We start from the raw sequence: 22,005 nt of genomic DNA, 5'->3' as shown, positions 1-22,005 counted from the left end.
ACGGAAGGGGTTTGCCCCTGACTTGTTTGGGCGCACCAATCCACGGGGACGACCGCGCGGGGGGGGGGGACGGGGGGGGTGCCGCCGAGGCGGCACCCGCCCGGTCGGGCCCTTCCCCCCGCACGGCGGGGCACGCGCGCGGCGGCGGGAAGGGGCACGCGCACGACGAGGGGGCCGGAGCCGCGGTGGCTCCGGCCCCCTCGGGCCCCGGGCGGGACGGCCGTGGTCAGGCCGCGGCCTGCGCCCCGGCGTGGCCGTGCAGACGGGCGATGACCTCGGTCAGCTGCGCGACGACCTCGGTGTCGTCGGCCGGGTGGAGCTCGGCGAAACGGGTCACGGAGCCCGGGATGGAGAGCTTGAGGTCCTCGATCACCTTGCCGCCGGCGATGCCCACGGCCTTGCGGGCCTCGTCCTGCGCCCAGACGCCGCCGTACTGGCCGAAGGCGGTGCCGATCACGGCGACCGGCTTGCCCCCGATGGCGCCGGCGCCGAAGGGGCGGGACAGCCAGTCGATGGCGTTCTTCAGGACGGCCGGCATCGTGCCGTTGTACTCGGGCGTGAAGAGCAGCAGCGCGTCGGCGCCGGCGGCGGCCTCGCGCAGCCGGGCGGCGGCGGCCGGGACGCCGCCCTCGACGTCGATGTCCTCGTTGTAGAAGGGGATCTCCGCGAGCCCCTCGTGGAGCACCACCTCGGAGCCCTCCGGGGCGAGCCGGGCCGCGACCTCGGCGAGCTGGCGGTTGTGCGAACCGGCGCGGAGGCTGCCGACGAGGGCGAGGATGCGAACGGACATGAGGAAACTCCAAGGAGGGGGAGACGACGTCAACGATCCGGACCGAGGTCCGCTTCTGTTGTAGCAGTCTAACCGGACCGTGGTCCAGTTTCTTCCCGATGCTTTACGCTGGCTTCATGTCCGCAGTGCCGTCGTCCACCCCGACGCCCCAGGAGCCCGTCGAGCCGCGAGAGTTGCCGCAGCTCGGCATCGACGTCGACGAGCCCTGCCTGCGTGCCGACGCCGCGCGCAACCGGGCCCGGCTGCTGGAGGCGGCCGCGCGGCTCGTCGCCGAGCGGGGCGCGGACGGCGTCACCATGGAGGCGGTGGCGTCCGCGGCCCGGGTGGGCAAGGGGACGGTCTTCCGCCGCTTCGGCGACCGCACCGGCCTGCTCACGGCGCTGCTCGACCACTCCGAGAAGAAGTTCCAGGCCGCCTTCCTCGCCGGGCCCCCGCCCCTGGGGCCGGGGGCGCCCCCCGTGGAGCGGCTGCGGGCCTTCGGCCTCGCCCTGCTCCGCCGGAGCACCGACGAGCTGGAGCTGCAACTGGCGGCCGAACCGGAGCCCGGCCGCCGCTTCACCACCCCGCCCCGCAACGTGCTGCGCCACCACGTCACCCTGCTGCTGCGCGAGGCGGTGCCGGGCGCGGACTGCGAGATCCTCGCCCACACCCTGCTGGCCCAGCTCGACCCGCCTCTGATCCACCACCTGACCCGGCAGTGCGGCATGCCGCCGGAGCGGCTGGAGGCGGCGTGGGTGGACCTGGTCGACCGGGTGACGGGCGCGGCGCCCGCCGGCTGACCCCCGGCGCCCCAGGCCGGCCCGGCGGACACCGGGGGCCGGGGCGAGGGGTGCCGCCGGGACCCTCAACTCACCCGGCCGACAGTGCCGTTGCCCCTTCTGCAAGGATGCGGTACGTCATGGTGCAGATATCGAAAACGCCCTCGCCCGCGTCCCCCGCACCGATGCGCTCCGTCCCCACGAGCGCCGATGTGGCCCGCCTGGCCGGCGTCTCGCGCGCAACCGTCTCCTACGTCCTGAACGACGTCGGCGCCGTCCGGATCAGCGAGCCCACCCGGCGCCGGGTCCGCGAGGCCGCGAAGGAACTCGGGTACGTACCGCACGCGGCGGCCCGCAGCCTGCGCGCCGGACACAGCCGCATGGTGCTGATGCCCGCGCCGGCCTTCCCCGTGGGCCCGCTCTACAGCCGGTTCATCACCGGCCTCCAGGAGGCGCTCGGCCGCCTCGACTACACGGTCGTGCAGTACGGCACCGCCGGCCCGCAGGACGACGAGGCCGCCCGGGCCTGGGCCGAGCTGCGGCCGGTGGCGGTCCTGGTGCCCGGTTCCGGGCTCGGTCCGCGGGGCGTCGAGGTGCTCAGACGTTCGGGGGCGCGGGCCGTCGTCACCCTAGGCCCCGAGCCCGTCGAGGGCGCGCACGCCCTGCTCATGGACCACGACGTCGTCGGTCACAGCGCGGGCGCCCACCTCTTCGACCGGGGCCGGCGCCGGATCGGCGTCGTCGTCCCGCGGGAGCCCGGCCTGGAGGCGTTCTCCGCGCCCCGCCTGGCCGGGGTGCGCGAGGCGCTGCGCGGCACGGGCGCCACGGTCACCGAGCTGCCCCTCGCCCACGACGAGGGCGCCGCCGCGCGGCTCGCCGCCCGCTGGCGCGACCTCGGCCTCGACGCCGTGTTCACCTACAACGACGAGTACGCGATGCTCCTGATGCGCGCCCTCCAGGACGAGGGCGTCCGCATTCCGGAGGAGACCGCCGTGATCGGTGCCGACAACCTGATGCTGGGCCGGCTGCTGCGGCCCCGGCTGAGCACCGTCCACCTCGAACTGCCGTCGGGCCGTGAACTCGCCGGACTGGTCGACCGCGCGGTGCGCGACCCGGCCGCCGCGCCCGAGGCGCACAAGGCGCTGGGGGCGTCGGTGGTGCGCCGCGAGTCCAGCTGACGGGGGAGGGCGGCGGGCGGCACCCGCGGCCGGCCCCTCCACCGGACCGCACCCTCACCGGGGACCGGCGCCCGTCCGGCACGGCCCGCTCCCCGCTCCGGGGACCGGCTGCCGCCGCCCCCGGGTCCGGGGGCGGCGCGGGATCACTCGCCCCGGTCGGAGGCCTGACCCTGCTGCGCCTGCTGCTCGGCGATCTGCTTGCGGACCTCGTCCATGTCCAGCCTGCGGGCCTGCCCGATGACGTCCGTCAGGGCGGCCTCGGGCAGGGCGCCCGGCTGGGCGAACACGGCGACCTGGTCGCGGACGATCATCAGCGTCGGGATCGACTGGATGCCGAAGGCCGCGGCCAGCTCCGGCTGCGCCTCGGTGTCCACCTTGCCGAACACCAGGTCGGGGTTCTCCTCGGCCGCCTTCTCGTACACCGGTGCGAACTGACGGCACGGGCCGCACCAGGCCGCCCAGAAGTCGATCAGGACGAACTCGTTGTCCGTGACCGTCTGGTCGAAGTTCTCCTTGGTGAGCTCCACGGTGCTGCTCATGGCGTGTTCCCTCTTCCTGGTGTCGGGTCGAGCCGTCGGCACAACACGGCCGGCCGGTCACGTATTCCGCGCCCCTACCCATGGGGGCACCGCGCACACCCTCCACCAGGCCGACGTCCTGCGGAAACACGACCGGCGCGAGCGTGCGCCCCGCCCCCGGCGCGCGGTCCCGCCGTCCCCGACGGCCTCCGACGGCCGACGAGGTCCGCTGCGGCTGCCAAAGGCGCGCCGGGACGCCCGGGCCCACCCGCCCGGTGGGACGCGCCGGGGGCGGGGCGCCCCCGGGCCGCCCTCAGGGCAGCTCGAAGCCCAGTGCCCGCGCGGCCCGCTCGGCCGTCGGCTGGGACCAGCGCTCCACCACCGCCTGCCGGGACGACAGCGAGCGCGGCTCGGCACGGTCGAGGTACAGGACGCCGTCGAGGTGATCGGTCTCGTGCTGGACGATCCGCGCGGGCCACCCGGTGAACACCTCGTCCAGGGCCCGCCCGTGCTCGTCCTGGCCGGTCAGCCGCACCTCGGCGGGCCGCGCCACCACCGCCTGGTACCCCGGCACGCTCAGACACCCCTCGAAGAAGGCGGCCCGCCCCGCTCCGACCGGCTCGTACGACGGGTTCACCAGCACCCGGAACGGCTGCGGCACCCTCCCGCGCGCCCGCCGCACCTCCTGCGGAACCGGCGCCGGATCCTCGATCACCGCGATCCGCAGGCCCACCCCGACCTGCGGCGCGGCCAGCCCGACCCCCGGCGCCGCGTGCATCGTGGCGCGCAGCGCCTCGACGAACCGGGCCAGCAGCGCGGGCTCCAGCTGGCCGTCGAAGGGCTCGGCGCCGCGCCGCAGCACCGGATCACCGGCCGCGACGATGGGCAACGGCCCGTCCGCGGCGAGGAGTTCCTCGACCCGCTCGGCCAGGGGGGCGTGATCGTCCGGGATTCCCATCGCGCCAGGATGCCACGCCGCCACCGCGCACCCCAGCCCCGGGAGTGACGCAGGTCACACCGCCTTCCCGGGAACCCGGCGCGTCGCCGTCCCGACTACTGCACCACCACCGCGCCGAGACGCTCCCGGGAGAAGCCGACCGATGACCACCGCTCCCTCGACCAGCACGGACGAGGCCCCCCGACCCCCCGCCCCCGCACCCACCAGGAGCACCTGGGCCACCCTGCGGCCCCTGGTCCTGCGCCTGCACTTCTACGCGGGCCTGCTGGTGGCCCCGTTCCTGCTCGTCGCCGCCCTCACCGGCCTGCTGTACGCCGCCTCCTTCCAGGCGGAGAAGATCGTCTACGACCACGAGCTGACCGTTCCCGTCGGCGACCGCAAACTGCCGGTCTCCGCCCAGGTGGCCGCCGCCCGCGAGGCCCACCCCGAGGGCACGGTCGCCGCCGTGCGCCCCTCGCCCGCGGCGGACGCCACCACCAGGGTGCTGCTGTCCGGCGTACCGGGCGTGGACCCGGGCCACACGCTCGCCGTCTTCGTCGACCCGTACACCGCGACGGTGCGCGGAGCGCTGGAACAGTACGGCTCCAGCGGCGCGCTTCCCCTGCGCACCTGGATCGACGAGTTCCACCGCGATCTGCACCTGGGCGAGACCGGCCGCCTCTACAGCGAGTTCGCGGCCAGCTGGCTGTGGGTGATCGCGGGCGGCGGAGCGGCGCTGTGGTTCTCCCGGCGCCGCGCCCTGCGCACGGTGCGCGGCACCACGGGACGGCGCCGCACCCTCGGCCTGCACGGCGGCGTCGGCGTCTGGGCCGCGGCCGGCTTCGTCTTCCTCTCGGCGACCGGCCTGACCTGGTCCGCCCACGCCGGCGCGAGCATCGGCGACCTGCGCGCCGCGCTCGGCCAGGAGACCCCGTCGGTGTCGCGGGCGGCGGGCGGCGAACACGCGGGCCACGGCACGGCCGGCGCCGCGACGGGCGACGCGGCCCACGGAGCCGGCCTGGACGAGGTCCTCGCGGCGGCGCGGGCCGAGGGTCTGGGCGACCCCGTGGAGATCGTCCCGCCCGCCGACGGGACCTCCGCCTACGTCGTGCAGCAGATCCAGCGCAGCTGGCCCGAGAAGCAGGACTCGGTGGCCGTCGATCCGGCCACCGGCGAGGTCACCGACGTCCTGCGGTTCGCGGACTACCCGGTGCTCGCGAAACTCACCCGCTGGGGCATCGACCTGCACACCGGCAGCCTGTTCGGCCTGGTGAACCAGCTCGCGCTGATGGCCCTCGCCCTCGCCCTGATCCTGCTGATCCTGTGGGGCTACCGCATGTGGTGGCAGCGCGGCCGCGGCTCCGCCTTCGGCCGGCCGGTGCCGCGGGGGGCGTGGCAGCAGGTGCCGCCGCACGTCCTCGTCCCGCTGCTGGCGGTGATCGCCGTGCTGGGCTACTTCGTGCCGCTGCTCGGCATCCCCCTGGCGGCGTTCCTCGCCGTCGACATCGTGCTCGGGGAGATCGCGCACCGGCGCGGGCGGCGGACCCGCGAGGGCGGAACGACGACGGCGGCGTAGCGCGCGCCGCGGTCACGCCGGTGCCCGGTCCCCGAGGGGACCGGGCACCGGCCGCGCCGACGACGGGGCCCCGGCCCCGCCGGTCCCCGTCAGCCCTCGTCGAACTCTCCCGCCAGCGCGGAGGCGATGCGCAGGTGCGACCGGGCCTCCTCGTGGCGTCCCTGCCGTTCGAGCGTGCGGCCGAGCATCAGCCGGGCGTAGTGCTCCACCGGGTCGCGCTCCACGATGGTGCGCAACTCCGCTTCCGCACGACGCAGTTGAGCCGAGTGGTAGTAGGCACGCGCCAGCAGCAGCCGCGGCCCGGTCTGCTCCGGCACCTCCTCGACCAGCCCGTCCAGGACACGTGCCGCGGCGGCGTAGTCCCTGGCGTCGAAGAACATCCCGGCCCGCTCCCAGCGCTCGGCCGGTGTCCCGTGGTCGTAGTACGTGGTGTCCACTCGTACCTCCTTCGTGGCCGACAACGGACCCGGGCGGCCGCCTATTCCACTCCTCGGCCGCACCGCTCGCGCGGTCCGCCGGACGGCCGGGACGTGCGCCGGGCGGGGGCGTCGGGCCGTGCGCGAACGCCCGGGCGCGCCCGGACCTCCCCCGCCGGCGCCCGCCACCGCCGTCACGGGCGTGGCGACGGACTGACGCGGGGTGCCCCGCGGGGCTAGGTTGTCCGGCATGAGCAATCTTGAGCGCGAGGCGGTTCCCTCCCCGTGCGGCGGCCGGGGCTTCGTCGTGGCGGAGCCCGTACGGGAACTCCTCAGCCCTCGGCACGTCAGGCTCGGCGAGTCCAGCGAGGTCCGGCGCCTGCTGCCCAACCTGGGCCGCCGCATGGTCGGCGCCTGGTGCTTCGTCGACCACTACGGTCCCGACGACATCGCCGACGAGCCCGGCATGCAGGTGCCGCCGCACCCGCACATGGGGCTGCAGACGGTGAGCTGGCTGCACGAGGGGGAGGTGCTGCACCGCGACTCCACGGGCAGCCTCCAGACGATCCGCCCGCGCGAGCTGGGCCTGATGACCTCCGGCCGGGCGATCAGCCACTCCGAGGAGAGCCCCCGCTCGCACGCCCGCTTCCTGCACGGCGCCCAGCTGTGGGTCGCGCTCCCCGACGGCCACCGCCACACCGAGCCGCGCTTCGAGCACCACGCCGACCTGCCGGTCGTCACCGCACCGGGCGTCCGGGCCACGCTGATCCTCGGCGACCTCGACGGCGCCACCTCGCCCGGGACGGCGTACACCCCGATCGTCGGCGCCGACCTCGCCCTGACGCGCGGCGCGGACGTCCGCCTGCCGCTGGAACCGGACTTCGAGTACGCGGTGCTCTCCATGTCCGGCGAGGCCCACGTCGACGGCGTACCGGTCCTCCCCGGTTCGATGCTCTACCTCGGCTGCGGCCGCTCCGAACTCCCGTTGCGGGCCGAGTCGGACGCCGGCCTGATGCTCCTGGGCGGCGAGCCGTTCGCGGAGGAACTGATCATGTTCTGGAACTGGATCGGCCGCACCCAGGAGGAGGTCGAGCAGGCCCGTGAGGACTGGATGGAAGGCACGCGGTTCGGCGAGGTGAAGGGGTACGACGGGGACCCGCTGCCGGCCCCCGAGCTGCCGGTGACACCCCTGAAACCGCGAGGAAGGGTGCGCTGAACTGCGGTAATGCCTGGTGGCTGGTGAGCGGGTGGCGGTCGGACGCTGCCTCCCGCTGTCCGCCCTCTCGCGGGAGGACAGCTGAGCGGAGTGCGGACCGGAGCCGGGATGGCGGACGATTCCACAGTGTGGCCGTCTGTGAGCAGTTGTGGCAGGACTCTTGCTGACCTGATGCTGACGTCGCTGACGGGTCGTCAGCTGTAAATGAGGCACCTTTTTCGCAGCTTCCTCGCGCGCGGTGGCCTTTGCGGACTTGGTGGCGGCCGGACGAGTGTCGACCCGGCGGGCGGCTGGGCCGGTGCCCGTGCGTGAACTCGGCACTTGCCCTGTCGTCCTGATGATCGTCATGACTCACGCCACGGGCAGGATGACGTGACCGGTTGTACCGAGTGCAGGCCGCCCTTGCCTGGCCGTCATGCTCGGCTACTGTCTCCCGCCAGGCATTCGCGGCAGCCGTGTACACGCCCGGCGTCTTGGAGCCGACGAGCGGCCAGGCGTAGCCGGAGCCCTTCTTCCGCGCCACCCGGAACGCCTGCCATGAAGGGCTCCCAGCGTGGCCTCCCGGGCAGCCCATGACCATAGCGAGCGCCGCCCAGCCGGTGTCCCTGATGTAGCGGTGACAGCGCTCGCACGCGTACCAGAGGCCCGCCTGGATCGGGAAGTCGATCGTGGCGCCGGACTCGCCTATCGGCACCTGCCCGTGCGACATCCCGCGAGTTCGCCGTGCCCCTCGGTTCCTCGGCATGGGACCTGACTGGGCACCTCGTCGCCCTCGGCTTGTGCGTCCGTGCAGGAATCATGATGGTTCTTCAGGAATCCCGAAGTCCCATCATGGTCTATGCGGCTCCATCGCTCCCGTCTGCCGGGTTGACCTGCGGCAACGGGAGCTGACAGCCAGGACGAACCCGCGAAATGTCGCCTACACGTCCTGTGCTCCACCACGAGCCGCGAGCACCGCGAGCGGGCCCTCCAGGAACAGGCCCAGGTGGGCGTCGCCTTCATGCTGTTGGGCTCAGGAAAGATGTTGTCTCTTGCGCCTCACCGCGTTGCCGACGTTGCACGGCAACACATTGGCAACGCTCAGCCGGGTCGGCGCCCTGATCTGCACAAACGACGGTTTCGCGTTGCACGAGCTCGTCGCAAAGGCAGTTTTCGTTGCCTCCTTGTCGCTGCCGTCGGAGGACCGGGTGCTGCTGGTGGCCGCGTACTGGCGCACCCACCTCACGCTGCGCCAGCTCGCCCGCTGTTCGGCGTCTGAAAAGTCGGCCGCCGACCGGACCGTCGACCACCTCGGACCGGCTCCTGCGCTCCAGCCCCGGCGGCGGTTCCGCAAGAACACCGTGCTCATCGTGGCCGGCACCCTGGTGCCCACCCGCGACCGGACCGTGGCCGCCTCCAGCAAGAACTACCGCTCCCCCACCAACCACCAGGTCGTCATCGACGCCGACCCCCGCCTCGTCGTCGCCCTCGGCAGGCCCCTGCCCGGCAACCGCAACGACTGCCGGGCCTGGGAAGACTCCGGCGCCAAGGCCGCCGTCGGCACCACCCCCACGGTGATCGCCGACGGCGGCTACCGGGGCACCGGCCCGACCATCCCGCACTACCGCCGGCACCAGGACGAGGCACTGCCGACCTGGAGGGAGGAGCACAACGCCTTCCACCGCAAGGTCCGCGCCCGCGTCGAGCACGCCTTCGCCCGCATGAAGAACTGGAAGATCCTGCGCGACTGTTGCCTCAGAGGCGACGGCGTCCACCACGCCATGTAGGCAAGCGATTGAGCTCCATCACCGCCGACACCACGATCTCAGATGCAAAGCCGTCATGGTCCAGTGGCGCGAAGTGGCTGGGAGCGGGAAGAAGCCCGGACCGTACTCGGCGATCTGGGCTGGGCGTGGGTGGAGGAGCTGCACGCGCTCGTCTCTCCGGTTGACGTGCCGGAGGTCGACGCCGGTCTTCAAGCCGTGGCGGAGCTGCACCTGCACGGATCGCCTCCCGCGTCGAAGGCGCGAGGGCCCGGTTGAAGCGGCTGTGGAACGAGGTTGACTGGTCGAGGGGGAAACCAGTGGAGATCAGGGCCAACGTCTACCTCGGTTTGAAGCCGGGCTGTCGTGGCCCGAGGTTAGGTGAGGTGTGGACGCCATGCTCGCGGCGCAGGGCGGACAACGCGGCAAGGTGACCGGACATGCCGTGAACGCTGGGCCCTGGGGGGGTAGCTGCGGAGCACAGGTATACGCCAGGCAGCGGGGTTTTGTAGGGATCGATGCTCGGTGTCGGCCGGAATATCGCCTGTGTGAAGGTCATGGCGCCCATTGCGATGTCGCCCCCAACGTAATTGGGGTTGTGCTCTTCCATCTGCGAAGCTGGGATTCCGCGTTCCTCCAGGATGGTGTCAGAGAAACCGGGAGCGTACTGCTCGATGTGAGCACGCACCAGAGGAATGGGGTCTCTCCGATCTCCGTGAGGCACATGGGCGTACGCCCAGATAGGCCGTTTACCCTGTTTGCCGCGGCTCGGGTCAGTGACTGCTGGATCGACCAGCAGCACGAAGGGAAGTTCCGTCTGCACCCCTCGGGCCATGAGGGTTTCTCGTCGGAGGACTTCGCGACGGGGACCCCCGAGGTGGACTGTTCCAGCCTTTCCTAATTCGGGGTCACTCCACGGGATGGGCTCGGATACGAGGAAGTCAACCTTTGCAGCACCGGAGCCGTGACGGAAGCGAGTGAGTTGGCGGATATAAGAGCGAGGTAGCTGCGAACCTGCGATATTTACGAGGCCGGTGGTGCTGGTGTCGAGGAATACCAGACGTGCGTGGCAGACCTCCTGCAGGTCAGTGATTCTGTGGCCGGTCGTGAAGGTACCGCCGTGCGCTGTGATGTCGTCAGCCATAGCTTCGGCTATGCGGCGGCTCCCGCCTCGCGGGAGAGGCCAGCCGGGTCCATGCGCAAGGTGGCCGAGGAGAAGGGTGACCGCACCGGCGGCAAGACTGGGTAGTTTGCCCATCGCGTGGGCTGCTACGCCAGCGAGGAGTGAAGCTGCTTCACCATTGCGGTTGCGGAAGGGCGCGAGTCGAATACCGTGCAGCAGAGTCTGGAGTGCTAGTGCTCTGACCGCATAGGTTCGCCGGGTCGGTGTTCCGGGCGGTTGGATGTGCAGTGACGTCCGATCCGATCGCTGGGGGTGTGGTGGCTGAGCCTGTCCGTGTGCGCAGGTTGACCGACCAGGAGGGTCAGAAGCTGCAGCAGATCGTGCGCCGGGGCAGTACCAGTTCGGTGCGGTACCGGCGCGCGATGATGCTGCTGGCCTCGGCCGGCGGGAACCGGGTGCCGGTGATCGCGAAGCTGGTGCAGGCCGACGAGGACACTGTCCGGGACGTGATCCACCGGTTCAACGAGATCGGCCTGGCCTGTCTGGACCCTCGGTGGGCGGGAGGCCGTCCCCGCCTGCTCAGTGATGACGACGAGGACTTCGTCGTGGCGACGGCCACCACCCGCCCGACCAAGCTCGGCCAGCCCTTCACCCGCTGGTCCATCCGTAAACTCGCCGCCTACTTGCGCCGCGTGCCCGGCCACATGATCCGGATCAGCCGCGAGGCGTTACGGTGCCTGCTCGCGCGCCGCGGCATCACCTTCCAGCGCTCCAAGACCTGGAAAGAGTCACCCGACCCGGACCGCGACACCAAGCTCGACCGCATAGAGGAGGTCCTGGACCGCTTCCCGGACCGCGTGTTCGCGTTCGACGAGTTCGGCCCGCTCGGTATCCGCCCCAACCCTGGTTCGTCGTGGGCACCTGCCGGTCACCCCGAGCGTCACCCCGCGACCTACCGCCGCACCCACGGAGTGCGCTACTTCCACGGCTGCTACTCGGTCGGCGACGACACCCTGTGGGGCGTCAACCGGCGCAAGAAGGGCGCCGCGAACACCCTGGCCGCGCTGAGGTCGATCCGCGCGGCCCGTCCGGACGGCGCCCCGATCTACGTCATCCTGGACAACCTCTCCGCCCACAAAGGCCAGACGATCCGGCGCTGGGCGAAGAAGAACCGGGTCGAGCTGTGCTTCACGCCGACCTACGCGTCCTGGGCCAATCCGATCGAAGCCCACTTCGGACCACTGCGGCAGTTCACCGTCGCCAACTCCCACCACCCCAACCACACCGTCCAGACCCGCGCCCTGCACGCCTACCTGCGCTGGCGCAACAAGAACGCCCGCCACCCCGACGTCCTCGCTGCCCAGCGCAAGGAACGCGCCCGCATCCGAAGCGAGAAAGGCATCCGCTGGGGCGGCAGGCCCATCACCGCCGCGGCCTGAACGAACAGCACAGCCCATTACAACGTGCCTTGCGAGGAGCACCGCATGGACCACCAAGACGTTCAGGCCGCCGTGGCGCAGATGCTGGAGGTACTGAGGCCTCGCACGGACGAGGACTGGACAGTGCCGGCCGGCCCGCTGGAGTGGAGCTGCTGGCAGACGGCCTCACACATCGGCCACGACCTGCTGGCCTACGCAGGCCAGCTCGCCGCGCGCCCGGCCGACGCCTACCTCCTCTTCGATTTGCGCGTGCGCCCCACCGCCTCGCCTGCCGAGGCGCTGCAGGTGGCCGCCGCCTGCGGCGGACTGCTCGGCAGCGCGCTGGCCACCGCCGACCCGTCCCTGCGGGCCTGGCACTGGGGCCCGTGCGACCCAACGGGATTCGCGGCGATGGGCGTCGCCGAGATCCTGCTGCACACCCACGACATCACCCGCGGATTGGGCGTGGACTGGCTGCCGCCGACACCGCTATGCGCGGCCGTGCTCGACCGACTGTTCCCCGACGCCCCGCCCGGCGAGCCCGTCCCAGTGTTGCTGTGGTGCACCGGACGAGGGGACCTGGATGGTCTGCCCCGCCGGACGTCGTGGACGTGGAAGGCGGCACGGCCCGACTGAGCGCACTCAACTCGGTGAACCTATGCGGTCAGAGCACTAGGGGGGGCAGCGCGGCCGGGTCGCGGGGCCAGCTTCGTTGTCCTGAGAGGACGAAGTCGACGATTCCCTCGCTGTGCTCCAGCAGCGGTTGCATGAGATCGCGCCAGCGCCGACCTTCCGAGCCCAGGCGGGCGCATGTCTTTTCCAGATCGTGGTAAGCCACGCCCGACCAGTTCGGGGTCAGGGGATGGGCGTAACTGATTTCAGGGCGGAGAAGCGCGACTCCGCGTGCCGGAAGGTTGAAGTTCCGGAAGAACTGGGAAGCCGCAGCCATCGGATGGACAGCAGAACAAATGTCATGGAGTACATCCGTATCGAACAGCGATTGTGTCCGAAGCCCTCCACCGATGGTGTCAAATGCCTCGTAAAGCTCGACCCGGAGGCCAGCCCGGGCGAGCGTGATGCCAGCGGCGAGCCCGTTCGGTCCGGTACCGATGATGGCTGCATCAGTTCGTGCGCTGGCTGATCCGCGGTCAAGCCGTCGGTGAGTCCTCGTCCTGTGTAAGTGCATCGGCTACTGACTCCTGGTCGACGTAGCGGCCTCCTGCATGGACTGTGCGGATGGCCTTGCTGAGGGTGTGGCCAGTGGAATCCTCGGCAGAACCGAACGTGCCCCGATGGCGAGTGCGGAAGCAAGGGGGACGCCGTTCGCCGCGTTCAGGAGGACGAGCTTGCAACTGGGGATCTGGGAGCGCAGCTCACCGGCAAGCGTCAACGGCTCGCTGCCCACCCGTGAGCACGAGATGACCGCGACATCCGGACGGTGCAGCAGTGTCATGCTCAGGGTTTCCGGTGCGGAGCTTGCCTCAGCCACGATCTGTATGTCGGATGTCAGAGAGAGCGACTGGGATCGAGCTGTCCTGAGACTTCGTCCCCGTCGGCCGGCAAGACCCGGATCGGAGAGGCGTTGACCTTGGCCACGTGACGTCCCTTCGAAGGCATCTGAGATGGATGCGTCTTTGTCAGCCGCCAGCCCAGTCACTGGGCGAACGCCGGCTTGCGGAAGATCGCCACGTACATCGGGGCGTCGGCCGAGTACGGGCGGCCGCGCCAGTCGGAGGTCAGACGCTCCTGCTTCAGTCCGGCCTCCGACGCGTAGTTGTTGAGCTCTTCCGGGGTGGTCAGGCGACTGGTTTCTGAGGCCAGCCTGATTCGATCATTGTTGATCCACAGGTGAGAGGCTCGCCAAATGGAGGTGGCCTTGTCGATGGTCCAAGTGGTCAGGAGGCCCGTGCCCGGGGCGGGGTATGGAACAAGGGAAGTGAAGTGCGGCAGTCCGCCGGTCATGGCGAGTACCCCTGACGGGTTGTGTGTTTCGATAACGAGACAGCCACCCGGAGCGATACAGTCGGCTGCGTGGTGTACCGCTCTCCTTTGATCATCTGGCTCGATCACCATGGACAGGGTGCCGCATACTGCGTAGACCAAGGGGTACTGCCGACTATCGGTGTAGGTGCGCAAGTCACCTGTCACCGCGGTGATCTGAGCACCAGTGCGCTGCGTGTCACACTGGAGCAGCTTGAGCATTTCTGGTGACGAATCGACCCCTACCACGTGGCCGATCCGCTGAGAGAGTGGGATTGCGATGCGGCCAGTTCCAACGCCGAGTTCCAGGGCCGTTTCACTGCGATCAACGAGATCCGCTAAAACGGCCGCCGTTTGGTCGGCGTCAGCGTTTTTAGGGAACAGTTCGTCGTAAAAGTCGGCGAACTGCTGGCCGTAACTCGAACCAGCGGAAAATTTCACCTTCCACTCGCTTTCATCTCTGGTATGTGAATGAGCGGCGAGGCGAAAATGTACTCTGGAGACTCCGAGGTTTCGTAGCCGCTGAACTGTACGAGCAGAAACTGATATCCACTCAGTTCCGGCCATGATTCATCTCGCTCCCTGATGCTGCGTGCGACGAAGTCACGGAGCAGTTGGTAAGCCGGCGAGGACGTCGGATCTTTCAGACTTCCCGCGGCGTCCAGACTCACGCAGAGGTCGAAGATTGCCTTCTCTTCACGGCGCTTAGGGAACCAGACGGCGTGCTTCCAGGCTCGCGGGGTTATGGATGACGCCATCTTCCAATCCGACTGCGCACCGGTCGCGGACAGTGTGCGGTACAGGACGTGGTAGTCGTGCCGCGCCGGGAAGGGAGCAAAGAAGCGCCAGTTGGGGAGCAGGATCCCGACAGGATCAAATGACCGGAGGCGGTCGAATACGCGATTCGGATGTTGACTGAGAAACGTCACGACCAGCCAACTGGCGAAAGCTGTCTCGGCGGCGCCGACGAGTATGTCCGAGATGCTCGGGGACGACCGCCGTATGACTGGGAGCCGCTTCATCGCGTCACTTCCTCCGTCGCATCGCCGACTTGGTCCAGTTGGTGAACAAAATCCCTGATCAGATCAGACGTCTGGAGGGCCATCGGTTCACTGAGCAGGATGTCATCGTGCTTTGCCCGCTCGATGACCTTCATGTCTCCTTGAGGTGCGGAAGCGACGATCTCCTGATGAAGCTCGGCTGCTGTCTTGTCCGTCAGATGCGTTCGATCTGCAGCTATGAGACGCACCGGTACGTCAATTCCCGGAAGTTTGCCATCACCAAGGAACTCTTTCCGAGTCGCATGCCATTCCCGCGAAGCTGCCGACCACATTCGGCCATCACGATACTGATCCAGGCTCAATCTCTGTAGCTCCGGGGGCAGCAGGCGCACCCAGGGTGGCTTAGGCAGTAGGCCGCCAAGTCCTAGGTGCGTTGACTGGGGCATCAGAGCGAGATTGAATGTGATCTGTTCCGCGCCCTTTGCCTGAGCTGGAGAGCGCAAAAGTTCACCAGGGTGGCTAGGATCAATAAGCACCATCCCGGCCGTGACGTTACGCATGGAATTCGCTGCGCACAGGGCCAGGTACCCCCCTAACGAGTGGCCGACGAGGACCACTTGGCGGTATCCGCAGACGTGGTGCACTAGGTCTTCAAGGTCGAGCACTGCTTGCCGCAGAGTGAACGGCTCGTTACTGCGGAACTGACTGCGGCCATAGCCAGCACGGCTGTAGGTAAGAGTCGGATATTCCCGTTCAAGTGACCGCTGAACCCAGCACCAGTGTTCGGCTGTCGACACCATGGCAGACTCGAAGACCAGTACAGGGACGTTCGCTCGCGTCGGCTCTACAGGTTCCGTAAAACGGTAGGCGAGGATATTCCTACGGCGAGTTTCGAACAGCGACTCGTCTCCGCGACCGCGCAGCACGCGACGTCGGCGCATCACTTGGGAAACGGCTCCGATTAAGGCTGCGCCGGCGATCAGCCTAGCCGCTGTGCGGGGCACTGCATTGTGTCGCCCGGTCATGAAGCACCTCAAGCTTGATTGGACGAGTTAGTGCGACGCTGGACCGCATACAGTACTGCGGGATAAGTGGAGGTGAAGGCCCATACGAATCTGTTGAGGCCCATTACACGTGCGTTGACCAAATGAAAAGCGCCCATCGAGGAGAGCACGAGCGGTGCAAGCCTGCCTCGCGCGAAGAATATGACCGGAAAAACGCATTCCAGAGCCAGTACTGAGTGAGCCGTAACTTTCGCCGCAGTAGGATGCCGCTGTGCTATCTCATAGATGCGCCGGTCGCCGTAAGACTCGGTTCTCAGGATGCCTGGCAACGCGTCACCTGAGCGCCACAGGTGACTGGGTAGTTTGGCATACCCTGCTATTGCGTAGGACATCGTGGCCTGTATGGCCACGTACCACAGACAGGCGTCTATGAGGCGAGGCTTGTCTGTAAGTCTCGCAACAGCGCAGGTAGCCTGAACCTGGAAACTGAGTTGATCGGTTCCGTCCGTACCGTAAGGCTGCGTTATGTAGTTCATTATTGAGGTCAGCGTCAGAACGCCATTCGCCGTCGCCCGGAGGCGCCTTGGCGTAGCTGGGAAAATCAAAGAGGCTGATGCGACAGCGCGACATGCATGCATAAGACGGACGCAACGCGGGTCGCCAATCTTATCGAGTATCTCTCGGACTATCGGGGGGCGCATGGCATAGTTCTTGCGCACCACCTCCCAGTGATTCACCCCGCCAGCCTCTCGGTCTCGTCCCGCTGCTAAGTTCTCTAGACTGCCGATGAGGTGAGTTACAGCACTGACCTGTTCCATAGTGGTGAGGGCGCGATCTCGGCCAATGGTGGGTGCGGCAAGAGCTTTATGCACGAGAGAACGGATCCTCGTCTTCAACTTTTTTATCTCCTTGCTGAAAGGATAAGTGCGCAAACGGGCCGTGCCCGCGCATCGACTGGAGCGCCGACACGGCCCTTCGCTGCCTGCGTGACCTGACTAGGAGGTCACTGGCCACGCGGAAGAGGCAGCGTTTACCAGATCGCGTTGACGACCTGGGACGTAGCCACAGCGGCGGTCAGGACCGCGGGCGTCGAGAGCACCGGAGTCGTGCAGTTGGTGAGCAGCTCGGCCTGGCCGGCATCGAGCTCGATCTCGTCGAGCCGCTGGTCCTCGTTCACGATCGATGTGAGAACGTTCATTTCACTTCTCCATGGAGTCGCAGTTTGTTGTACCGACTCGGTGACGAGCCGGCCCGATGGGAGGTCTGCATCCGCAGCCCGTAGTCAGAATGCTTAGCTGACCGCCGCCTGCGTGGCGGCTACGGCTGTGCCCAGAGCTGCTCCCACATTTCCTGAGATCAGACCTGTTGCCACGTTGACTGCATCGCCGATCCACATACCCGGCTCCCGATCTCCCTGGATCCCCTCGCTGATGTGCATAGAGAGGGACTGAAGTTCCTCGGAAGAGTTCACCATCTCCAGAACTGGAGACATTCTTTACTCCTTCAGTAGTGCCGACGGAGGGACCTCGCTGATGGTCAAGCTGCTGCCTTATATCCGCTTCAGTGCTGATGGGATCGTCACGGAACGAGACGGCTTTTTGGTCCACCTGTGGGATCCCTTTGACGCCGTGGACGTTACCTCGGGCAACGATCACCATCTGTGACCTGATTCACAAAGTGCTACCGGACGTGCCCCTTGACGACCTTTTTGTAGCTCCTCTCTGTAAGACCCCGCAGGTCAGCCCGCCCCCCTTCCCCACGGACTAGTCGGAACTTCTGGAGAGATGGCTGAAAACGGTAAGGCAGGGCTGGAGCGGGGGTCTTGAAGCCTGGAGGATGCGTGCGTTAGTGCATGGTCGGTCTGAGTAGTCCGATATTTCGGTTCCTGTGCCTTACAGGTACGCGGGCAGAACTGCCTGTGGCGTGGTCCGGTATCCGCGGTCAGGCACAAGGGTCAGTAGCCTCCTGGAGCCTGTGCCAGGCCGTCATGATCACGCAGGACGAAGTGATGACACGCCGCCGGCCCGGGCACCTACCTCCGGCTTGCCGAACGGGTCTTCTCCTAACCGCGCGGCTTCCGCTGCCGCTGGGAAGGACGCGCCAGCACCCACGAAGCGTTTCTCGGTCTGGCCACCTGCCCGATCACCTACCGCCACCTGTGCAGGACCTCCGAAGGGCTGGATCCGTTAGCCTCGTCACCCACTGTTGAAGAGGCCGTCACCGAGACTTGGCCCAAACTGGGGGAGACTAGATGTCCGTAGGCCGATTAGCTTCACTCCTTTTGCTGCTGGTGCTCCTTGCTGGTTTCGTCGGCATGATGTTCCTGGCCTGTAATTGGGACTATCCTGCCCGGGTAACGGTCGCCCTGGCAGGAGCGGGTGTTCTACACCTTCCGGCTGTGGGACAGGTTCTTGACGAACCCGGTAGAGGTCCTTCCGGCGTTCGAATTTTGGGCCCTGCCTACCTTCTGTACATCGTTTGGGTATTGGTTGCTATTCCGATGGCCATCATCATGGTCACCGGGGAAAATGACCCGAACTGGCGCCAGATGATGTTTGGTCTACCGTTGGCGGTGCTCGTCGTCATCCAGTTGACGACGCGAAGACTTCGTAGCCAAAGGTCAGACTTGTGACGCACGGGCGGATGTTGCACCTTCATGGCCTGAATTGTTGGACGGTGTCCCGTAAATACCCTGTGACATACCGGTTGACCTGCCCGTTTGCTCGTCATCCGGTGAGGATGAGGTTGTGCAGGCGGGCGATGCCGAGCATGGCGTGGTGGGCGCCGTCGCCTCTGAGGCAACAGTCGCGCAGGATCTTCCAGTTCTTCATGCGGGCGAAGGCGTGCTCGACGCGGGCGCGGACCTTGCGGTGGAAGGCGTTGTGCTCCTCCCTCCAGGTCGGCAGTGCCTCGTCCTGGTGCCGGCGGTAGTGCGGGACGGTCGGGCCGGTGCCCCGGTAGCCGCCGTCGGCGATCACCGTGGGGGTGGTGCCGACGGCGGCCTTGGCGCCGGAGTCTTCCCAGGCCCGGCAGTCGTTGCGGTTGCCGGGCAGGGGCCTGCCGAGGGCGACGACGAGGCGGGGGTCGGCGTCGATGACGACCTGGTGGTTGGTGGGGGAGCGGTAGTTCTTGCTGGAGGCGGCCACGGTCCGGTCGCGGGTGGGCACCAGGGTGCCGGCCACGATGAGCACGGTGTTCTTGCGGAACCGCCGCCGGGGCTGGAGCGCAGGAGCCGGTCCGAGGTGGTCGACGGTCCGGTCGGCGGCCGACTTTTCAGAGCCATGATCACACCAGCCACGGCAAGACCTCCCACCTCTGACCAGCGGTTACGGGACGACCTCTAGCAGCGGCAGCAGGTGGATATCGAGCAGCGACTCCAGATGTACCACCGACGCCGGCCCCAGGCCCCGCTGCCTGGCCTTCCACTGGGCGGCGTACTCCTCGAACCGTGTCGCCCCGTACTTCGCGATGCGCTCAGCCCTCGCCTGCCCCCGCGGCGCCGCCTTCTTCGCGTTGTAGACCTCCGCCAGATGCGCAATCGACCTGTCCTGAGTCGCAAACCCGGACTCCTTCACCTGCTTCCCGGCCGCAGACCGATACCGGATCCTGCGGGTGAGGGCACTTCGACCACCGCGATCGCGGATGCTCACACTCCCTGAAGAACGACCCCGTCCCACGAACCAGGGCCGTGGCACTCACGGCTGCTGACGCCTCCGGTACCGATGCTGACAGTTTGCTGACCGTCGGCGGTCCAGAACGCCGCTGACCTGCTCTGATGCGCGCAGGGTTCGCTATGTTCTGGAACTGGATCGGCCGCACCCAGGAGGAGGTCGAGCAGGCCCGTGAGGACTGGATGGAAGGCACGCGGTTCGGCGAGGTGAAGGGGTACGACGGGGACCCGCTGCCGGCCCCCGAGCTGCCGGCGACGCCCCTGAAACCGCGAGGAAGGGCTCGCTGAGCCGCGCGAACGCCTGCTCACCCCGGTGGTCCGCCCCTCGTCCGGCCGGCGCGGGCGGGCGTCAGGCGGCGGCCCTGAAACCGCGCAGCCGGAGGGAGTTGCCGACGACGAAGACGGAGGAGAACGCCATGGCGGCTCCGGCGATCATCGGGTTGAGCAGTCCGGCCGCGGCGAGCGGAAGGGCGGCGACGTTGTAGGCGAAGGCCCAGAACAGGTTGGACCTGATGGTGCCCAGCGTCCTGCGGGCCAGGCGGATGGCGTCGGCGGCGGCGCGCAGGTCCCCGCGGACGAGGGTGAGATCGCCGGCCTCGATGGCGGCGTCGGTGCCGGTGCCCATCGCCAGCCCCAGGTCGGCCCGGGCCAGCGCGGCGGCGTCGTTGACGCCGTCGCCGACCATGGCCACGCTGCGTCCCTCGTCCTGCAGGCGCCTGACGGTGTCGACCTTGTCCTGCGGCATGACCTCGGCGATCACCTCGTCGATACCGACTTCCGCGGCCACCGCCTCGGCGACGGCCCTGTTGTCGCCGGTCAGCAGGATCGGCGTCAGCCCCAGGGCCTTGAGGCGGGCGACGGCCTCGGCGCTGGTGTCCTTGACCGCGTCGGCGACCTCCAGGACCGCCCGGGCCTCGCCGTCCCAGGCGACCGCGATCGCGGTGCGGCCCGCGGACTCGGCGTCCGTCTTGGCACGCGTCAGGCCGGCCGGCAGTTCCACGGCCCACTCGGCGAGCAGCTCGGTCCGGCCCACCAGTACCGCGTGGCCCTCGACCACACCCCGCACACCGAGGCCGGGGACGTTGGCGAAGTCCTCCGGGGCCGGCAGGGCGCCGACCCGGTCGGCGGCGCCCGCGGCCACCGCCCGGGCGACGGGGTGCTCGGAGGCGTGCTCCAACGCGCCCGCCAGGCGCAGGACGTCCCTCTCCGGGGTGCCGTCGGCGGTGTGCACGGCGAGCAGGGTCATCCGCCCGGTGGTGACGGTGCCGGTCTTGTCCAGGACGACGGTGTCGACGCGGCGGGTGGACTCCAGCACCTCCGGGCCCTTGATCAGGATGCCGAGCTGCGCGCCGCGCCCGGTGCCGACCATCAGCGCGGTGGGCGTGGCGAGCCCCAGGGCGCACGGGCAGGCGATGATCAGCACGGCGACGGCCGCGGTGAACGCGGCCGTCAGCCCCGCGCCGTTGCCCAGCCAGAACCCGAGCGTGCCCAGGGCCAGGGCGATGACGGCGGGGACGAAGACGCCGGAGATCTTGTCGGCGAGCCGCTGGGCGGCGGCCTTGCCGTTCTGCGCGTCCTCGACCAGCTTGGCCATGCGGGCGAGTTGGGTGTCGGCGCCGACCCGGGTGGCCTCCACCACCAGACGCCCGCCGGCGTTCACGGTCGCCCCGGTGACCGCGTCCCCGACGCCGACCTCGACGGGTACGGACTCGCCGGTGAGCATCGAGGCGTCGACGGCCGAGGTGCCCTCGACGACCGTGCCGTCGGTGGCGATCTTCTCGCCCGGCCGGACCAGGAAGCGGTCGCCGGCCTTCAGCTCGCCGACGGGGATCTGCTCTTCCCGCCCGCCGCGCAGCACGGTGACGTCCTTCGCGCCCAGCCGGAGCAGGGCGCGCAGGGCGGCGCCGGCCTTGCGCTTGGCGCGGGCCTCGAAGTAACGGCCGGCCAGGATGAAGGCGGTCACACCGGCGGCCGCCTCGAGGTAGATGTTCCCGGCGCCGTCACTGCGGGCGATCGTGAACTCGAAGGGGTGGGTCATGCCGGGGGTGCCGGCGGTGCCGAGGAACAGCGCCCACAGCGACCACAGGAACGCCGCCGAGGTGCCGACCGAGACCAGGGTGTCCATGGTGGCCGCGCCGTGCCGCGCGTTGGTGAGCGCGGCCTTGTGGAAGGGCCAGGCGGCGTACGTCACCACGGGCGCCGCCAGGGTCAGCGACAGCCACTGCCAGTACTCGAACTGCCAGGCCGGGACCATGGCCATCGCGATGACGGGAACGGCCAGCACCACGGCCGTGACCAGCCGCTGCCGGAGCGGCCGCAGCGCGTCACCGGCCGTCTCCGGGTCCGGCCCGCCGTCCCCGGAGCCGGTCGCGCCGGGCACGGGTTCCGGCCGGGGCGCGCGGGCGGTGTAGCCGGCGGCCTCCACGGCGGTGATCAGGTCCGCGACGGCGACGTCCGCGTCGAGGGTGACCCGCGCCTTCTCGGTGGCGTAGTTGACCGTGGCGGTGACCCCCTCCATCCGGTTCAGTTTCTTCTCGATCCGGGCCGCGCACGAGGCACAGGTCATACCGCCGATGGCGAGTTCGACCTCGGCTGTGTCAGGGACCGTGGTGGCCATCACTGCTCCTCGGAGTGGGTGTGCGAGAAAGTAAGGGGAGAAGGGGGCCGGGCTCGCGGAG

At 69.0% G+C, this 22,005-nt stretch carries 20 protein-coding genes and 3 pseudogenes; 10 read left to right on the top strand and 13 right to left on the bottom strand.

Going from position 1 to position 22,005, the window contains the following annotated elements; genetic code table 11:
* Window positions 1–226: 226 nt before the first annotated feature.
* Window positions 227–790 (bottom strand): NAD(P)H-dependent oxidoreductase, encoded by a 564-nt coding sequence (locus ACZ56B_RS02255; protein ID WP_468785314.1) that lies wholly within the window; start codon window positions 788–790, stop codon window positions 227–229.
* Window positions 791–906: 116 nt separating this feature from the next.
* On the opposite strand from ACZ56B_RS02255, the gene ACZ56B_RS02250 reads away from it, so the two are divergent.
* Window positions 907–1,569, top strand: a complete 663-nt coding sequence (locus tag ACZ56B_RS02250; protein ID WP_468785312.1) for a TetR/AcrR family transcriptional regulator — start codon at window positions 907–909, stop codon at window positions 1,567–1,569.
* 119 nt (window positions 1,570–1,688) lie between these two features.
* Window positions 1,689–2,726, top strand: coding sequence for a LacI family DNA-binding transcriptional regulator (locus ACZ56B_RS02245; RefSeq protein ID WP_468785310.1), 1,038 nt, complete (start codon window positions 1,689–1,691; stop codon window positions 2,724–2,726).
* Between the two features lie 143 nt (window positions 2,727–2,869).
* On the opposite strand, the gene trxA is transcribed toward ACZ56B_RS02245, so the two are convergent.
* Both trxA and ACZ56B_RS02235 read right to left on the bottom strand, forming a co-directional pair.
* A complete protein-coding gene (gene trxA / locus ACZ56B_RS02240) occupies window positions 2,870–3,265 on the bottom strand; it encodes a thioredoxin (RefSeq protein WP_468785308.1) in 396 nt (131 codons plus the stop codon).
* A gap of 292 nt (window positions 3,266–3,557) precedes the next feature.
* The gene (locus ACZ56B_RS02235; protein WP_468785306.1) at window positions 3,558–4,202 is read right to left on the bottom strand and encodes a peptide deformylase; all 645 of its coding nucleotides are present in this window, start codon (window positions 4,200–4,202) and stop codon (window positions 3,558–3,560) included.
* A 142-nt stretch (window positions 4,203–4,344) separates the two neighbouring features.
* Between ACZ56B_RS02235 and ACZ56B_RS02230 the strand changes: the two genes are divergently transcribed.
* On the top strand, window positions 4,345–5,757 hold the full coding sequence (locus ACZ56B_RS02230) for a PepSY-associated TM helix domain-containing protein (protein ID WP_468785304.1): 1,413 nt from the start codon (window positions 4,345–4,347) through the stop codon (window positions 5,755–5,757).
* Window positions 5,758–5,846: 89 nt separating this feature from the next.
* Here ACZ56B_RS02230 and ACZ56B_RS02225 read toward each other — a convergent pair whose 3' ends face one another.
* Window positions 5,847–6,194: a tetratricopeptide repeat protein gene (locus tag ACZ56B_RS02225; protein ID WP_468785302.1), complete on the bottom strand. Its 348-nt coding sequence runs from the start codon at window positions 6,192–6,194 to the stop codon at window positions 5,847–5,849.
* A gap of 229 nt (window positions 6,195–6,423) precedes the next feature.
* On the opposite strand from ACZ56B_RS02225, the gene ACZ56B_RS02220 reads away from it, so the two are divergent.
* The 4 genes and pseudogenes from ACZ56B_RS02220 (at window position 6,424) to ACZ56B_RS02205 (ending at window position 12,308) form a co-directional block, all read left to right on the top strand.
* A complete protein-coding gene (locus ACZ56B_RS02220) occupies window positions 6,424–7,389 on the top strand; it encodes a pirin family protein (RefSeq protein WP_468785300.1) in 966 nt (321 codons plus the stop codon).
* A 1,166-nt stretch (window positions 7,390–8,555) separates the two neighbouring features.
* Window positions 8,556–9,155: pseudogene (locus tag ACZ56B_RS02215) on the top strand (transposase); the annotation flags it as partial.
* A gap of 1,416 nt (window positions 9,156–10,571) precedes the next feature.
* Window positions 10,572–11,693, top strand: coding sequence for an IS630 family transposase (locus ACZ56B_RS02210; RefSeq protein WP_468785298.1), 1,122 nt, complete (start codon window positions 10,572–10,574; stop codon window positions 11,691–11,693).
* Window positions 11,694–11,738: 45 nt separating this feature from the next.
* Window positions 11,739–12,308 (top strand): DinB family protein, encoded by a 570-nt coding sequence (locus ACZ56B_RS02205; RefSeq protein WP_468785296.1) that lies wholly within the window; start codon window positions 11,739–11,741, stop codon window positions 12,306–12,308.
* A gap of 28 nt (window positions 12,309–12,336) precedes the next feature.
* On the opposite strand, the gene ACZ56B_RS02200 is transcribed toward ACZ56B_RS02205, so the two are convergent.
* From ACZ56B_RS02200 to ACZ56B_RS02175, 6 genes are all read right to left on the bottom strand, one after another.
* A complete protein-coding gene (locus tag ACZ56B_RS02200; protein ID WP_468785294.1) occupies window positions 12,337–12,858 on the bottom strand; it encodes a phytoene desaturase family protein in 522 nt (173 codons plus the stop codon).
* Window positions 12,859–13,325: 467 nt separating this feature from the next.
* Window positions 13,326–14,093 (bottom strand): class I SAM-dependent DNA methyltransferase, encoded by a 768-nt coding sequence (locus tag ACZ56B_RS02195; protein ID WP_468785292.1) that lies wholly within the window; start codon window positions 14,091–14,093, stop codon window positions 13,326–13,328.
* Complete coding sequence (locus ACZ56B_RS02190; RefSeq protein ID WP_468785290.1) at window positions 14,090–14,674, bottom strand: hypothetical protein; 585 nt, start codon at window positions 14,672–14,674, stop codon at window positions 14,090–14,092. The genes ACZ56B_RS02195 and ACZ56B_RS02190 overlap by 4 nt, the downstream gene beginning before the upstream one ends.
* Window positions 14,671–15,678 (bottom strand): alpha/beta fold hydrolase, encoded by a 1,008-nt coding sequence (locus tag ACZ56B_RS02185; RefSeq protein ID WP_468785288.1) that lies wholly within the window; start codon window positions 15,676–15,678, stop codon window positions 14,671–14,673. The genes ACZ56B_RS02190 and ACZ56B_RS02185 overlap by 4 nt, the downstream gene beginning before the upstream one ends.
* A 1,009-nt stretch (window positions 15,679–16,687) precedes the next feature.
* Window positions 16,688–16,855: a hypothetical protein gene (locus tag ACZ56B_RS02180; RefSeq protein ID WP_468785286.1), complete on the bottom strand. Its 168-nt coding sequence runs from the start codon at window positions 16,853–16,855 to the stop codon at window positions 16,688–16,690.
* A 93-nt stretch (window positions 16,856–16,948) separates the two neighbouring features.
* Window positions 16,949–17,149, bottom strand: a complete 201-nt coding sequence (locus ACZ56B_RS02175; RefSeq protein WP_468785284.1) for a hypothetical protein — start codon at window positions 17,147–17,149, stop codon at window positions 16,949–16,951.
* A 40-nt stretch (window positions 17,150–17,189) separates the two neighbouring features.
* Here ACZ56B_RS02175 and ACZ56B_RS02170 point away from each other — a divergent pair, with 40 nt between their 5' ends.
* Together ACZ56B_RS02170 and ACZ56B_RS02165 are read left to right on the top strand one after the other, a co-directional pair.
* Entirely contained in the window at window positions 17,190–17,321 is a 132-nt protein-coding gene (locus tag ACZ56B_RS02170; protein WP_468785282.1) for a hypothetical protein, read from the top strand.
* 617 nt (window positions 17,322–17,938) lie between these two features.
* Window positions 17,939–18,289, top strand: coding sequence for a hypothetical protein (locus ACZ56B_RS02165; protein WP_468785280.1), 351 nt, complete (start codon window positions 17,939–17,941; stop codon window positions 18,287–18,289).
* A 94-nt stretch (window positions 18,290–18,383) separates the two neighbouring features.
* On the opposite strand, the pseudogene ACZ56B_RS02160 reads toward ACZ56B_RS02165, so the two are convergent.
* Window positions 18,384–18,938 (bottom strand): annotated as a pseudogene (locus tag ACZ56B_RS02160) (transposase); the annotation flags it as partial.
* Between the two features lie 45 nt (window positions 18,939–18,983).
* On the bottom strand, window positions 18,984–19,307 hold the full coding sequence (locus tag ACZ56B_RS02155) for a hypothetical protein (RefSeq protein WP_468785278.1): 324 nt from the start codon (window positions 19,305–19,307) through the stop codon (window positions 18,984–18,986).
* Between the two features lie 143 nt (window positions 19,308–19,450).
* On the opposite strand from ACZ56B_RS02155, the pseudogene ACZ56B_RS02150 reads away from it, so the two are divergent.
* A pseudogene (locus ACZ56B_RS02150) lies at window positions 19,451–19,615 on the top strand (pirin family protein); the annotation flags it as partial.
* Window positions 19,616–19,676: 61 nt separating this feature from the next.
* Here the strand turns inward: ACZ56B_RS02150 and ACZ56B_RS02145 are convergent.
* Window positions 19,677–21,944 (bottom strand): heavy metal translocating P-type ATPase, encoded by a 2,268-nt coding sequence (locus ACZ56B_RS02145; protein WP_468785276.1) that lies wholly within the window; start codon window positions 21,942–21,944, stop codon window positions 19,677–19,679.
* Between the last annotated feature and the right edge of the window lie 61 nt (window positions 21,945–22,005).

Source organism: Streptomyces sp. NPDC034670 (assembly GCF_055574875.1).
The sequence above is the reverse complement of the archived record's forward strand: the minus strand, read 5'-3'. Positions and strand labels throughout refer to the sequence as shown.